14 protein-coding genes are annotated in these 12,314 nt (G+C 62.0%); 7 read left to right on the top strand and 7 right to left on the bottom strand.

Features of this window, described 5'->3' with window-relative positions; genetic code table 11:
* Positions 1 to 72: 72 nt before the first annotated feature.
* The 3 genes from AC1D2N_RS29545 to copM all read left to right on the top strand — a co-directional run bounded on the left by AC1D2N_RS29545 (position 73) and on the right by copM (position 1,676).
* Positions 73 to 759 (top strand): hypothetical protein, encoded by a 687-nt coding sequence (locus tag AC1D2N_RS29545; RefSeq protein ID WP_477982527.1) that lies wholly within the window; start codon positions 73 to 75, stop codon positions 757 to 759.
* Positions 760 to 872: 113 nt separating this feature from the next.
* Positions 873 to 1,241 carry a hypothetical protein gene (locus AC1D2N_RS29540; protein WP_130651783.1) on the top strand — a complete coding sequence of 123 codons (369 nt, stop codon included), beginning with the start codon at positions 873 to 875 and terminating at the stop codon, positions 1,239 to 1,241.
* 75 nt (positions 1,242 to 1,316) lie between these two features.
* A complete protein-coding gene (gene copM, locus AC1D2N_RS29535; protein WP_130651782.1) occupies positions 1,317 to 1,676 on the top strand; it encodes a CopM family metallochaperone in 360 nt (119 codons plus the stop codon).
* 66 nt (positions 1,677 to 1,742) lie between these two features.
* Here the strand turns inward: copM and AC1D2N_RS29530 are convergent, their stop codons facing one another.
* Positions 1,743 to 2,792: an aldo/keto reductase gene (locus tag AC1D2N_RS29530; protein ID WP_130651781.1), complete on the bottom strand. Its 1,050-nt coding sequence runs from the start codon at positions 2,790 to 2,792 to the stop codon at positions 1,743 to 1,745.
* Between the two features lie 350 nt (positions 2,793 to 3,142).
* On the opposite strand from AC1D2N_RS29530, the gene AC1D2N_RS29525 reads away from it, so the two are divergent.
* Complete coding sequence (locus AC1D2N_RS29525) at positions 3,143 to 3,847, top strand: HAD family hydrolase (RefSeq protein ID WP_018244959.1); 705 nt, start codon at positions 3,143 to 3,145, stop codon at positions 3,845 to 3,847.
* Between the two features lie 29 nt (positions 3,848 to 3,876).
* Here AC1D2N_RS29525 and AC1D2N_RS29520 read toward each other — a convergent pair whose 3' ends face one another.
* On the bottom strand, positions 3,877 to 4,380 hold the full coding sequence (locus tag AC1D2N_RS29520; protein ID WP_130651780.1) for a hypothetical protein: 504 nt from the start codon (positions 4,378 to 4,380) through the stop codon (positions 3,877 to 3,879).
* Positions 4,377 to 5,006 carry a DNA-3-methyladenine glycosylase I gene (locus tag AC1D2N_RS29515; protein ID WP_130651779.1) on the bottom strand — a complete coding sequence of 210 codons (630 nt, stop codon included), beginning with the start codon at positions 5,004 to 5,006 and terminating at the stop codon, positions 4,377 to 4,379. The genes AC1D2N_RS29520 and AC1D2N_RS29515 overlap by 4 nt, the downstream gene beginning before the upstream one ends.
* A 246-nt stretch (positions 5,007 to 5,252) precedes the next feature.
* Between AC1D2N_RS29515 and AC1D2N_RS29510 the strand changes: the two genes are divergently transcribed.
* From AC1D2N_RS29510 to AC1D2N_RS29500, 3 genes are all read left to right on the top strand, one after another.
* Positions 5,253 to 6,002 carry a L,D-transpeptidase gene (locus AC1D2N_RS29510; protein WP_018449395.1) on the top strand — a complete coding sequence of 250 codons (750 nt, stop codon included), beginning with the start codon at positions 5,253 to 5,255 and terminating at the stop codon, positions 6,000 to 6,002.
* A 240-nt stretch (positions 6,003 to 6,242) separates the two neighbouring features.
* On the top strand, positions 6,243 to 6,935 hold the full coding sequence (locus tag AC1D2N_RS29505) for a L,D-transpeptidase (RefSeq protein WP_018244955.1): 693 nt from the start codon (positions 6,243 to 6,245) through the stop codon (positions 6,933 to 6,935).
* A 122-nt stretch (positions 6,936 to 7,057) separates the two neighbouring features.
* Entirely contained in the window at positions 7,058 to 7,732 is a 675-nt protein-coding gene (locus AC1D2N_RS29500) for an outer membrane protein (protein ID WP_018244954.1), read from the top strand.
* 19 nt (positions 7,733 to 7,751) lie between these two features.
* On the opposite strand, the gene AC1D2N_RS29495 is transcribed toward AC1D2N_RS29500, so the two are convergent.
* The 4 genes from AC1D2N_RS29495 to AC1D2N_RS29480 form a co-directional block, all read right to left on the bottom strand.
* Positions 7,752 to 8,192 (bottom strand): hypothetical protein, encoded by a 441-nt coding sequence (locus tag AC1D2N_RS29495; RefSeq protein WP_026231136.1) that lies wholly within the window; start codon positions 8,190 to 8,192, stop codon positions 7,752 to 7,754.
* 42 nt (positions 8,193 to 8,234) lie between these two features.
* A complete protein-coding gene (glcF, locus tag AC1D2N_RS29490; protein ID WP_130651778.1) occupies positions 8,235 to 9,545 on the bottom strand; it encodes a glycolate oxidase subunit GlcF in 1,311 nt (436 codons plus the stop codon).
* A 68-nt stretch (positions 9,546 to 9,613) separates the two neighbouring features.
* Complete coding sequence (glcE, locus tag AC1D2N_RS29485) at positions 9,614 to 10,813, bottom strand: glycolate oxidase subunit GlcE (protein ID WP_130651777.1); 1,200 nt, start codon at positions 10,811 to 10,813, stop codon at positions 9,614 to 9,616.
* Positions 10,810 to 12,249, bottom strand: coding sequence for an FAD-linked oxidase C-terminal domain-containing protein (locus AC1D2N_RS29480; protein WP_130651776.1), 1,440 nt, complete (start codon positions 12,247 to 12,249; stop codon positions 10,810 to 10,812). The genes glcE and AC1D2N_RS29480 overlap by 4 nt, the downstream gene beginning before the upstream one ends.
* Positions 12,250 to 12,314 lie beyond the last annotated feature (65 nt).

The following is a 12,314-nucleotide window of genomic DNA, read 5'->3' as shown; positions in this document are numbered from 1 at the left end:
GGCAAGGGCGAAGGGTCTTGATGTGGCTGCGAGAATCGATTCAACGAAGAGGCATCCATCAGAAATGCGGATATGCTCATGATCACTGAGGCGCTTCTCTATGCCGCAACCTTGCCGCTGACCGGCAAGCCGCATCGAAAGTTCATCCGCTATTCCGTCAATCTCTGGTCGCGCGCCGGGCGCTGCGCCGGGGATTGGGCCGAACATGAGGAGATGAGCCGGAAGGCAATCCTGGCGGCGACCGCCGATCTCAGGCAGAAGCGGACCGCCGTCGTGCTCGGTTCCGGTCTGTTGCGCGATGTACCGATCAGGGTGCTGGCGCGAGATTTCGACACCGTCGTGCTGGTCGATCTCGTTCATCTCGCCTCGGTGCGCCTGTGGCTGTCGGGCAAGGGCTATCGCAATGTCCGGCTGATCGAGCGCGATCTCTCCGGCTACGATGAACTTGCCGCCGGCCGCGAGCCCGAACCGCTCGGTTTCCTGCGCGCTGTGCCCTATCTCGATCTAGTGGTTTCCGCCAACCTCTTGTCACAGATCGGTCGCGGTGTGAAACGGCGCCGTGAAGCTGACGCCGGGCGAATGCCTGAAGACACGGTGGAAAGGCTGATCGCGGCACATCTGGCCGGGCTTTCCGGGCTTTCCTGCCGCAGTTGCCTGGTGACCGATATCGCCTATGCCGTCATCGACCGCAACGGCAAGACACATGAGGAGGCCGACCTGCTGCATGGCGTTTTGCCGCCACCGGCAAAAGCTAGCTAATTGAAAGTGCTACAGCGTCCTTTGCGCGTCTGAAAAGACGCGCGGCGCTGCAGTGATCAGGATGTGATCGCCGGTCGGCTTGGCTTGCACCCGGCCTTCGCCTATAAAACAGTATGCGCATGCTCGCCCTCATCACGATGTTTCTCGGCTGGCTGGTCTACAGCGCCATGTCCGCATGGGCGGGCTGTCCGACATGTGCGTCGATGAACGCACCGGTCGCCGTCGAAACCGGCAGTATGCACCATGAGATATCAGGCATGAATATGCCTGGGGGGGCTGATGAGGCCGATCCGTTGAAAGACCCGTGCGCCACCGGTAATTCCGCGCATATGCCGCTTTGCGCCGCCTGTCTGCTGCTGCCACCGGCGGTGATGGTCATGGCCAGCGGAAAGTCCATCTTCGGCTATCCCGTCCCGGCGCTTGCCCGCGCCCTCGATGACAACAAACCGACACCGCAGTCGCCGCCTCCCCGACTGTCCTGACACCACAGCAATCCATGCCAATCGGGTGGCCCAGCTGCCCGGCAAACCTATTGTCAGACAGAGGAAGGAACTCTCATGTCTTTGAAAATCATCGCCCTCACTGCAATGCTCGCCATCATTGCCGCTCCTGTCCTTGCCGAAGACATGCCCATGGATATGAGCAAGCCGATGGGCAACCACGATGCGGCAAGCCACGCCTTCAGCGACGCCAACGCTAAGATGCACAAGGATATGATGATCGAGTATAGCGGCGATGCCGATGCGGATTTCGTCCGCGGCATGATCCCGCACCATCAGGGCGCGATCGATATGGCCAGGATCGAGCTGCAATATGGAAAAGATCCCGCTATCCGCAAGCTCGCCGAAGCCGTCATCAAGGCGCAGGAAGCCGAGATCACCGAGATGAACGCCTGGCTCAAAGCCTACGGCAAATAATCGATCGTTGATGAAATGGGGAACGCCGGAAATGTCCGGCGTTCCCCAGGACTTATGTTGGCGAGGTCAGTCCTCCGGCTCGAAATCGGCCGGGCGGCGGCCGGCGCCCTGTCGCGCCAGCATCCAGCCCGGATATTCCGGAGCAAGCGCGCTCACCTCGTCGAGCTTCTTCATATCGTCACCATCGAGCTTCAGCTTGACGGCGGCAAGGTTCTGGTCGAGCTGATCGACCCGCTTGGCGCCGATGATGACTGTGGTGACGAAGGGCTTGGCGAGGATATAGGCGAGCGCCACGGTGGCGACGCTTACGCCGTGCTTTTCGGCGACTTCGCGCATGACGGCGACGCAGGCCCAGGCCTTGTCCTTGTCGACGGGCGGGAAGTCGAAACTGGCGCGGCGGCCTTCGCCGTTGCCGGGCGCGCCGGGACCGTATTTGCCGGAGAGCAGACCGCCGGCGAGCGGCGACCAGACCATCAGACCGAGCTTTTCCTCCTGTATCATCGGCACGATGTCACGCTCGAGATCGCGGCCGGCGATGGAGTAATAGGCCTGCACGGTTTCAAAACGGGCAAAGCCGCGGCGTTCGGAGAGGCCAAGCGCCTTGGAAATGCGCCAAGCCTGCCAGTTGGAGACGCCGATATAACGCACAAGACCACGGGAAACGAGATCGTCAAGAGCGCGCAGCGTCTCCTCGATCGGCGTCACCGTATCGGTCGCGTGGATCTGATAGAGGTCGATATGATCGGTCTGCAGGCGTTTGAGGCTCGCCTCGACGGAATCCATGATGTGACCGCGCGAGGCGCCACGGTCATTCGGCTTGTCGCCCATGACGCCGTAGACCTTGGTGGCGATGACGACGTCCTTGCGGGGGATGTCGAGGTTCTTCAGCGCCTGGCCGAGCAGCCTTTCGGACTCGCCGGATGAATAGACGTCGGCCGTGTCGATGAAATTGACGCCTGATGCAAGCGAGCGCTCGACGATCCGGTCGGCGGCATTCTGGTCGACGTCGGCGATGGCGCCCCACATACTGCCTTGTTTGGCTTCGCCGAAGGTCATCGTGCCCAGGCAGATTTCCGAGACGAAAAGTCCCGTATTTCCGAGTTGATTGTAACGCATGGTCGAAATATTCCTTTGTGTCTGCCGCAAGAGGGGCTTGCGAACTGCTGAACTTCATTTTTTGATTATTGGCCTGCATATGACAGGCACAGCCGTGGCTGGCTGCAAGGTGAGGCGATTTTCATGTAGTGCGGCGGCGGCGCTTTTCAACGCCGACGCGCGGCGCTGTAAAGGCGGATGCCCTTGTCTCGACACAGGCATCCGATAGATTGCCGGCCATATTTTAAGAACAGGATGATTTTAGGCCGGGTCGGCCTAAAATCTGAATCCTGTTCTAAGTTAAAGAGTGAGAGCATGATGTCGTCCGAAAACCGCTCACACTTTTCGGCATCATGCTCTAGGGTGCGCATATGGCGACGCGACCACTGACCACGATCGGCTTCGATGCCGATGATACACTCTGGCAGAACGAACAATATTACCGACTGACGGAAGCGCATTTCACCGGGCTTCTTGCCGATTTCGCCGAAGGACCGAAGATTTCCGAACGGCTGCTGGAAGCCGAGAAGCGCAACCTTCGCCACTACGGCTTCGGCATCAAGGGTTTCACGCTGTCGATGATCGAGACAGCGATCGAAATCACCGAGGGCAAGATTCCGGCCGGCGTGATCGCCAAGATCCTCGATACCGGCCGCGAGCTCCTCTCTCATCCCGTCGAAACCATGCCGCATGTGCGCGACACGCTGGAAGCGCTTGCCGGCAAATACCTGCTCGTGATGATCACCAAGGGCGATCTCTTCGATCAGGAGCGCAAGCTTGCCCAATCCGGGCTCGGCGACTTCTTCGACGCCATCGAGATCGTCTCCGACAAGACGGCCGTCACCTATCGCCGCATCTTCGCCAAGGTCGGCGACGGGCCGGAGCGGGCGATGATGGTCGGCAATTCGCTGAAATCGGACATCGTGCCGGCAATCGCCGCCGGCAGCTACGGCGTTTTCGTGCCGCACGAACTGACCTGGGTGCTCGAACATGTGGACGAGCCGAAAGAGGCGCCGCGTTTCCGCAAGATCGACCACCTCGGCGAATTGCGCGACCTGATCGACCGGCTCTCATAAGCTGCCAAGTTGCGCTTGTAGCTCTTGGCTCACTGCTTGGCAGGCGCCTTTGGAAACAGCGACGGGCGCTCCGGCTCGGCGGCCGGTTTCGGCTGCTGCGGGGCAGCCGCCAACGGCTCGATCAGGATGCTGAAGGGAGCGCCGAGGCCACGGCGCGGCGAGACCTTGGAATAATAGGGGCGCAGCAGCCAGGTGGCGTTCTCCTTGACCGTTGTCTCGAAGCTCATGCCGTCCTCGTCGGTGCCGAAGAAGGCCTCGTCATCCGGTTTCGACAGGTCGAAAATCGCCAGGAAGGCAAATTTGCTCTTACTGGAAAAACTGATCCTCATATGCTGGCCGGCGTGCACCGGCAGCGTATAGACATGGCTATTGCCGAACTTCGTCCAGCCCTTCAACTGCATGGTGACGGCCGGGAACTGCAGCTTCTCCAGCTTCTCGCCGGGATCGAGCTGCGGCGTCTGCGCCATGGCGGAGGCCGTCAGGAGGAAAAGGGCAGCGGCGGCGATTATTGTTCTCACGGATAGATCTTTCATGGGCGGACCAGAGCGGTGCGCATCGCCTCGACCTCGGGCCGGCAGAAGCAACCTTCCAGATGATCGTTGACGAGACCCATCGCCTGCATGAAAGCATAAACTGTGGTCGGGCCGACAAAGGTCCAGCCGCGTTTCTTCAAATCCTTCGAAATGACCACGGATGTCGGCGTCGTCGGATTGGCAACAATATGCTCGCGGTCGACCACCGCCGGCCGCTCGTTATGGCCGGGTTCGTAGCGCCAGAAATAATGGGCGAGCGAGCCGAATTCGTCCCTAAGCTCGATCGCACGCTTGGCATTGTTGATGGTCGAGACGATCTTGCCGCGATGGCGGATGATGCCGGCATCGGCAAGGCAGCGAGCGACATCCCCTTCGCCGAAGAGGGCGACCTTGTGGAAATCGAAACCTGCGAAGGCGGCGCGGAAATTCTCCCGCTTGCGCAGGATCGTCAGCCAGGAAAGGCCGGACTGGAAACCTTCCAGGCAGATCTTCTCGAAGAGGCGGATGTCATCGGTGACAGGGCGGCCCCATTCCTCGTCATGATACCGCAGATAATCGGGCAGATTGGCGTGCCAGTGGCAACGACTCCTGCCGTCCTCGCCGATGATGATGCCTGTCGCGCTCATGATCCTTCATTCTGCGGCGGTCCGCTTCGTTCTCCGGTCTTTTCCGCCTTTACCATTTGCAAACCGTCTTTCCAAACCGAACGGTAACCCTGACGAAAAGTTTATCCCAACGGTCGGCTTTTCATGAATCGATCTTTACCATTCGCTGGCGGATTGGGTGGCAGCGTCTTTGCCGGGCGGAACATCTCCGCCCGGGCGGACATGTCCCGCCAGCGCATTTTCGGTCATTTGTAGAGAGTTCGTCCGATGATGAAACAGCTTGTTCTTGCCGCAGCCCTCTTCGGCATTTTCTCCACGGCCGCCCTTGCAGACGACCGCTACGCCACTCGCCCGCCCGTCGTGCTCAGCCCCGATCTGACCGCGCCCTGGATCAACCAGCTGGGCGGCGGCACCGTTCGTCCCGTCGTCTATCAGCGGCCGGTCGTCCGCCAGCAGCAGCGCGGCCTTTTCCAGCGTCGCGTGCTGCGCCAGGCGCCGCAGGCCGCACCGCAGACCGTTTCGGCGATCAATCCCGGCATCCCGTCGATCCGCCATCCGATCGAACCGCAATACCTGCCGCAGATGGTCGACTACGACACGCAGGAAAAGCCGGGCACGATCGTCATCGATACCAACAACCGCTTCCTCTATCTGGTGATGCAAGGCGGCAAGGCGCGCCGCTATGGCGTCGGCGTCGGCAAGCCGGGCTTCGAATGGGCGGGCGCCCACAAGATCACCCGCAAGACCGAATGGCCGGACTGGACGCCGCCTTCCGAGATGATCAGCCGCGAAGCCGCCAAGGGTCATTACCTGCCGGCGCGCATGGACGGCGGCGCGGAAAACCCGCTCGGCGCGCGCGCCATGTATCTCGGCTCGACGCTTTACCGCATCCACGGCACCAACGCGCCCTGGTCGATCGGCAGCGCCGTCTCCTCCGGCTGCATTCGCCTGCGCAACGAAGACGTCATCGACCTCTACGACCGCGTCAGTGTGGGAACCCGCGTCATCGTCATGTAACGGCAGCGCAATACTTACAGCGCCGCGCGTCTTTTCGAGAGCCGCAAAGGGCGCTGTGACCCTTTAAATTGCTGCATAATTTTTCCTTAAGTCGATTCCGATTTGAGGATCAATTATGCAGCAGGGGCCGCAAGAACATCCGGCTCCCCTTCTCCAAAATTGCTGTATCCGGCCACGCCGATCTTGAATCGGGCAGAAGTTCATGTAGCTTCGGGCGGATTTGCTTGAGGGGAATCGATAATGATCAAACTAATGCCGGGTCTGGCTGCTGCCGGACTTGTCCTGTCCTTGATGTCTACGTCCGCCTTTGCTGCACCCGCAGGCTCCGCGTCCGACAATGCACGACGCCCGGCGCAGATCGTGCGCGTGGCGCAGATGCCGAAATACGTGAAGCCGCAGTTCAAGCGCAAAAAAGTGCGCCTGGTAACGACGGAAGCCGCCGGCACCGTCATCATCGATACCAACAACAAATATCTCTACCTCGTCGAGGGCAACAACCGCGCCACCCGCTATGGCATCGGCGTCGGCCGCGACGGCTTCGGCTGGTCGGGGGTGGTCAAGATCGGCCGCAAGGCTGAATGGCCCGCTTGGACGCCGCCGGCAGAGATGCGCCGCCGCGAAGCCGCCAAAGGACACATGATTCCTGCTTTCCAGGAAGGCGGCGAGGACAATCCGCTCGGCGCCCGCGCCATGTATCTCTACCAGGGTGGCCGCGACACGATCTTCCGTATTCACGGCACCAATCAGCCCTGGACGATCGGCCTCAACATGTCTTCCGGCTGCATCCGGATGATGAACGAGGATGTGACGCATCTCTACGACCGCGCGCCTGTCGGCACCAAGGTGATCGTCATCGGCCCCGGCAACCGGCAGGGCAATGTGGCGTTTGAGGACCGGGGCATCGACGTGCTGCGCACGATGTTTGGCGGCTGAGCAACACTTTCAAAAAAACGAAAGGCGCTTTTTGACGCGCCTTTTATTTTGCTTAGACTTTCAGGCCGAAAGCTGGCAAACCTGCCTAAGAGTCGACACATTTGCAATATCGGGGCTATTCAATGACATATGCGCTGCGTTCCTCCGCTTCCGTACTTGCGGGCATCGCGTTTTTCACAATCTGTTCGGCAGTTTCCGCCTCGGCGGAAGATCTGCAATTCTCAATCTACGGCGGCTACCAGACCGCGCCGCACAGCGGCGTCGATCTTTCCGACGGCACGCACTTCACCGCCGGCTGGGAAGGCAAGTCCTTCGGCAGCCCGCCTTATTACGGCGGCCGCGTCACCTGGTGGCTCGAGAACTTCAACAAGCCGAACTGGGGTATCTCGCTCGATTATACCCATGACAAGGTCTATGCCGACGACGATACGCTGGCCAAGACCGGCTGGTCGCATTTCGAATTCACCGACGGCCTGAACCTGATCACGGTGAACGGTCTCTACCGCTTCCAGGATCCGACCCGCCGCTGGACCCCCTATCTCGGCGCCGGTATCGGCGTGAACATTCCGCATGTCGAAGTGATTCGCCCCGAGGGCAAGACCTGGGCTTATGAATTCGGCGGCGTGACGCTGCAGGCCCAGGCCGGCGTCGACTTCAAGGTGACCGAGCGCTGGTCGACCTTCGTCGAATACAAGGGCACCTATTCGCGCATCGACGTTCCGATCGACAGCGGCGTTGACCTGAAGACCAACATCTTCACGAATGCCGTCAACGTCGGCGTATCGTTCCACTGGTAAATAAATTTCGGCTGCGGTGCTATTTCGTGCCGCAGCTGACCTTGCCCTCGACGGCATAGGGTTTTTCACCGCCTTCGATCGTCAGGGAATAGGTGCCGCTGAAATTTGCCGACGGCTTGCCGCGCTCACCGGCGACGACCACCAGATCCAGCGTTGCTCCGTCGGTATCGTCGCCGCCGCCGTCAAAGACCTCCATAAGCAGTTCGCCGTCGCGCGACCAGTGGTTGGTCAGGTGCTGCGATTCGAAAACACGCTTTCCGAATACTGTCGATTGGGCCTCATCCTTGACGATCAACGCGCCGCGGAAATGGTTCAGCTTGTGGCCGGCATCGCTTTCGAAACCGCTTTCGAGCGTGAAGCGTGCTTCCTTGTCATCGGCGGAACAGAAATAACGGCTATTTGCATGGGCGGTGCCTGCCGCACCGAGCAGTCCCGCAAGCACAATCATTCCCCGCCACATCGTCTAAACTCCCGAGACCGGCCCGACGGGCCTTCGCAAGCTTCAGCCTAACGGCAAACCTGTTAATTTTTCCGGCACAGCGCCGCCATAGGCCCAATCGAGCAGTTCGACCGTGTGCAGGATTGGCATGCCGGTGCCGGTGGCGATCTGGGTGATGCAGCCGATATTGCCGGTGGCGATGACATCGGCCTTGGTGGCCTCGATATTTTTGACCTTGCGTGCCTTCAGCGCAGCCGAGATCTCCGGCTGCATGATGTTGTAGGTGCCGGCAGAGCCGCAGCAAAGATGGCCTTCGGCGGGATCGCGCACAGTAAAGCCCGCCGCTTTCAGCAATTGCTTCGGCGCAAGCGTGATCCGTTGCCCGTGCTGCATGGAACAGGCGGAATGATAGGCGACCGTGACGCCGTTCGGCATATGCGCCGGCAGGTCGAGGGTTGCGAGATATTCGGTGACGTCCTTGGCGAGCGCCGAGACCCTGGCCGCCTTTGCAGCATAGGCGGGGTCGAGGCGCAGCATGTGGCCGTAGTCCTTGATCGTCGTGCCGCAGCCCGAGGCGGTGATGATGATCGCGTCGAGGCCCTGCCCCTCGATCTCGCGCGTCCAGATATCGACATTGGCGCGCGCGCTGGCGAGCGCCTGTTCGGCGCGGCCCATGTGATGGACCAGCGAGCCGCAACAGACCTCGCCTTCCGGCACCACGACCTCGACGCCGAGCCGCGTCAACAGCCGGATCGCCGCCGCGTTGATGCCGGGATCGAGCACCGGCTGGGCGCAGCCGGAAAGGATCGCCACTCGGCCGCGCCGTTCCGTTTCGGGCCGGTGCGTGCCGGGTTTTGCGAAGTCCGAAGCGGCGGGGATGCGGCGCGGCGCAAGTCCCAGCATGGCTGCGAAGGGTTTCAGCGCGCCACCGCGCATCAGGCCGGCGAAGGGCCGGCCGAGACGGGCGAGATTGAGCGCCAGGCGGAAACGGCCGGGATAGGGCAGCACGGCGGCAAGGATGGCGCGTGTCAGCCGGTTCATGAACGGGCGCTTGTAGGTCTTTTCGATATGGGCGCGGGCGTGATCGACCAGATGCATGTAATCGACGCCGGAGGGACAGGTAGTGACGCAGGCAAGGCAGGAGAGACAGCGGTCGATATGGGTGACGACCTCGGTATCGGCGGGGCGGCCGTTTTCCAGCATGTCCTTGATCAGGTAGATGCGGCCGCGCGGGCTGTCGAGCTCATTGCCGAGCGTCACATAGGTGGGACAGGTGGCGGTGCAGAAACCGCAATGGACACATTTGCGCAGGATCTGCTCGGATTCGGCGACATCGGGATCGAGGAGCTGGGTCAGGGTGAAGTTGGTTTGCATCTAGCGGAATCCCCCACGGGTATTGGAGGTTTTGCTGGAGATAGGCAGACACGGATCCATCTTGTCCCTCACCCCATCTTCCCCGGATTGAATATGCCGGCCGGATCGAACTTTTCCTTCACCCGCCGTGACAGCATCACCACCGCCTCGGGCTCGGGATGGAAGGCTGATGTGACCGCCCTCGCCTCAGCAGATGCACGGATCAGCGTCGCGTGGCCGCCGCCGAGCGCCTTGATATAGCGACGAACCAGTTCGGCTTCTGGGCCTGACTCCATGCGCATCCAGACGAGACCACCCTGCCAGTCGTAGAAGGCGTCGACGGCGGCTTCGAGGCGGAGTGCTGCGACCAGCTGATGGCCGGTGCCGGGGGCGACCGAGACGCGCCAGACCGGCCGCGCCGTGCCGTCGGCATAAGGCAGCACGTCACGGATTTCCTGCCAGAGCTTCTGGCTTTCCGGCTGCTCCAGCCGCGTGACAGTGGCGAAGGCCGACATTGCCGTCGCAAGCTTTTCGATGCGCACGTCGACCGAGCCCGGCAGGCCTTCGATGCGCAAAGCGGTCGCTTCGCCCTCGGGCAATTTGCCGGCGAGGAATTTCCACGTCACCGTCAAGGGCAGGTGCGCGGCACCCGAGACTTCGACCGGCAGGGCCATCGCCGCCGCCATGGCGTTTGCCGCCTCGGCGTCGTTGAGGCCCGATAGCACCACCGTCCGCTCCGTCTTCGGGCGCGGCGGCACACGGAAGGTGACTTCGGTGAGGAAACCCAGCGTGCCATGCGAGCCGGCGACCAGCTTTACGAGATCGAGGCCGGCGACATTCTTCATCACCCGGCCGCCGGCCTTGATGATCTCACCCTTGCCGTTGACGAAGCGCAGCCCCAGCAGGCTGTCGCGGGCAGCACCCGCGATCAGCCGACGCGGACCGGAGACATTGGCGGCGAAGACGCCGCCGATGGTCGGCTCGCCGGATGTGCCCATAACAGGGCGATGATCCATCGGCTCGAAGGCGAGCATCTGGCCGCTCTCCTGAAGTGCCGCCTCGACCTCGGCAAGTGGCGTGCCGGATCGAACAGTCATGACCATTTCGCCGGGATTATAGGCGACGATGCCGAAAAGCCCGGTTGAGCGCAGCCGGTCCTCGGCGGCAACGGCATTGCCGAAGCCCGAGCGGGTCTCGCCGCCGCAGATCGCCAGCGGCCGGCCGCTCTCCGCATGGGCGCGGACGATCACTGCTGCCTCTTCCTCGCTCGTCGGCATCAGATCGATCATGCGGCCGGGCGCCCTTCGAGCGGGAAGACCTTCGACGGATTGAGGAGCCAGCCGGGATCGAAGGCGGCACGCGCCGCCATCTGCTGGACGAGATCGGCCTCGGAATATTGGTGGCGCATCAGGTCGCGCTTCTCGATGCCGACGCCATGTTCGCCGGTAAGGCAGCCGCCGGCGTCGACGCAGAGCCGAAGGATATCGTTGCCGGCCGCCTCGGCACGGGCGGCATCCTCGGGATCATTGGCGTTGAAGAGGATCAGCGGGTGCATATTGCCGTCGCCGGCATGGAAGACGTTGGCGACGCGCAGGCCGTAATGATCGACGATCTCGGCAGTCCTCTTCAGCACATGGGAGAGCTGGCTGAGCGGCACGGTGCCATCCATGCAGATATAGTCGGCGATGCGGCCGGTGGCGCCAAAGGCGGATTTGCGGCCCTTCCAGATCAATGCCGCCTCGGTCGCCGACTGGCATTCGCGCACGGTCTTCACAGCGTGTCGCCGGGCGATCTCGACGATGTCCTTCAGCGTCGCGTCCATCTCCGCTTCCGACCCCTCGACCTCGACGATCAAAAGCGCGCCGACGTCGAGGGGGTATCCGGCATGGGCGAAGGCCTCGCAGATCTCGATCGCCGGCTTGTCCATGAATTCGATCGCCACCGGGATAATGCCAGCGGCAATGACATCGGCAACGCAGGCGCCGGCCTCTTCCGAGTTCTCGAAGCCGAAGAGCACGGGGCGCGCGCCTTCCGGCTTGGCGATCAACCGCACCGTCGCCTCGGTGACGATGCCGAGCTGGCCTTCATGGCCGCAGACGAGGCCGAGCAGATCGTAGCCTGCCGCATCCAGCGCCTTGCCGCCAAGCTCGATCACCGTGCCGTCGACCAGCACCATCCTGACGCCGAGCAGATTGTTGGTGGTGACGCCATATTTCAGACAGTGAGCGCCGCCGGAATTCATGCCGATATTGCCGCCGATGGTGCAGGCAAGCTGCGAACTCGGATCAGGCGCATAGAAAAAGCCGTCCGCGGAGACGGATTCGGAGATATTGAGATTGGTCACGCCGGCCTGGACCACGGCGACGCGGTTCGGCAGATCGATTTCGAGGATGCTGTTCATCTTCGACAGGCCGAGCACGACGGCATCCTCCTGCGGGATGGCGCCGCCGGAGAGCGAGGTGCCGGCGCCGCGCGGCACGACGGGAATGCCGTAGCGATGGCAATAACGCATGACGGCCGAAACCTCAGCCGTGGTGCGCGGCAGGGCAACGGCGAGCGGCAGGCGACGATAGGACACAAAGGCGTCGGTCTCGAACGGTACCAGCTCGCGCGCCTCATGCACCAGGCATTCCGGCGGCAGAAGATCGGTCAGATCGGCAACGATCTGGGCTCGGCGCGCCAGCACGTCGGCGCGGGGGCTGAGAAACGAAATGGCGTCGGACATGGCGCTCTCCCTGGCCCTGACGAGGGGGAATGGCAGCGGGAAGATGACAGCGGAAACCGGCCGCG

It is taken from the genome of Rhizobium sp. P1_B8 (genome assembly GCF_056406515.1).
The sequence above is the reverse complement of the archived record's forward strand: the minus strand, read 5'-3'. Positions and strand labels throughout refer to the sequence as shown.

Excerpts from the sequence above, each read along its gene's own strand:
- AC1D2N_RS29545 (WP_477982527.1), top strand. The coding sequence starts at position 73 with ATGCTCATGATCACTGAGGCGCTTCTCTATGCCGCAACCTTGCCGCTG.
- AC1D2N_RS29540 (WP_130651783.1), top strand. The coding sequence starts at position 873 with ATGCGCATGCTCGCCCTCATCACGATGTTTCTCGGCTGGCTGGTCTAC.
- copM (WP_130651782.1), top strand. The coding sequence starts at position 1,317 with ATGTCTTTGAAAATCATCGCCCTCACTGCAATGCTCGCCATCATTGCC.
- AC1D2N_RS29530 (WP_130651781.1), bottom strand. The coding sequence starts at position 2,792 with ATGCGTTACAATCAACTCGGAAATACGGGACTTTTCGTCTCGGAAATC.
- AC1D2N_RS29525 (WP_018244959.1), top strand. The coding sequence starts at position 3,143 with ATGGCGACGCGACCACTGACCACGATCGGCTTCGATGCCGATGATACA.
- AC1D2N_RS29520 (WP_130651780.1), bottom strand. The coding sequence starts at position 4,380 with ATGAAAGATCTATCCGTGAGAACAATAATCGCCGCCGCTGCCCTTTTC.
- AC1D2N_RS29515 (WP_130651779.1), bottom strand. The coding sequence starts at position 5,006 with ATGAGCGCGACAGGCATCATCATCGGCGAGGACGGCAGGAGTCGTTGC.
- AC1D2N_RS29510 (WP_018449395.1), top strand. The coding sequence starts at position 5,253 with ATGATGAAACAGCTTGTTCTTGCCGCAGCCCTCTTCGGCATTTTCTCC.
- AC1D2N_RS29505 (WP_018244955.1), top strand. The coding sequence starts at position 6,243 with ATGATCAAACTAATGCCGGGTCTGGCTGCTGCCGGACTTGTCCTGTCC.
- AC1D2N_RS29500 (WP_018244954.1), top strand. The coding sequence starts at position 7,058 with ATGACATATGCGCTGCGTTCCTCCGCTTCCGTACTTGCGGGCATCGCG.
- AC1D2N_RS29495 (WP_026231136.1), bottom strand. The coding sequence starts at position 8,192 with ATGTGGCGGGGAATGATTGTGCTTGCGGGACTGCTCGGTGCGGCAGGC.
- glcF (WP_130651778.1), bottom strand. The coding sequence starts at position 9,545 with ATGCAAACCAACTTCACCCTGACCCAGCTCCTCGATCCCGATGTCGCC.
- glcE (WP_130651777.1), bottom strand. The coding sequence starts at position 10,813 with ATGATCGATCTGATGCCGACGAGCGAGGAAGAGGCAGCAGTGATCGTC.
- AC1D2N_RS29480 (WP_130651776.1), bottom strand. The coding sequence starts at position 12,249 with ATGTCCGACGCCATTTCGTTTCTCAGCCCCCGCGCCGACGTGCTGGCG.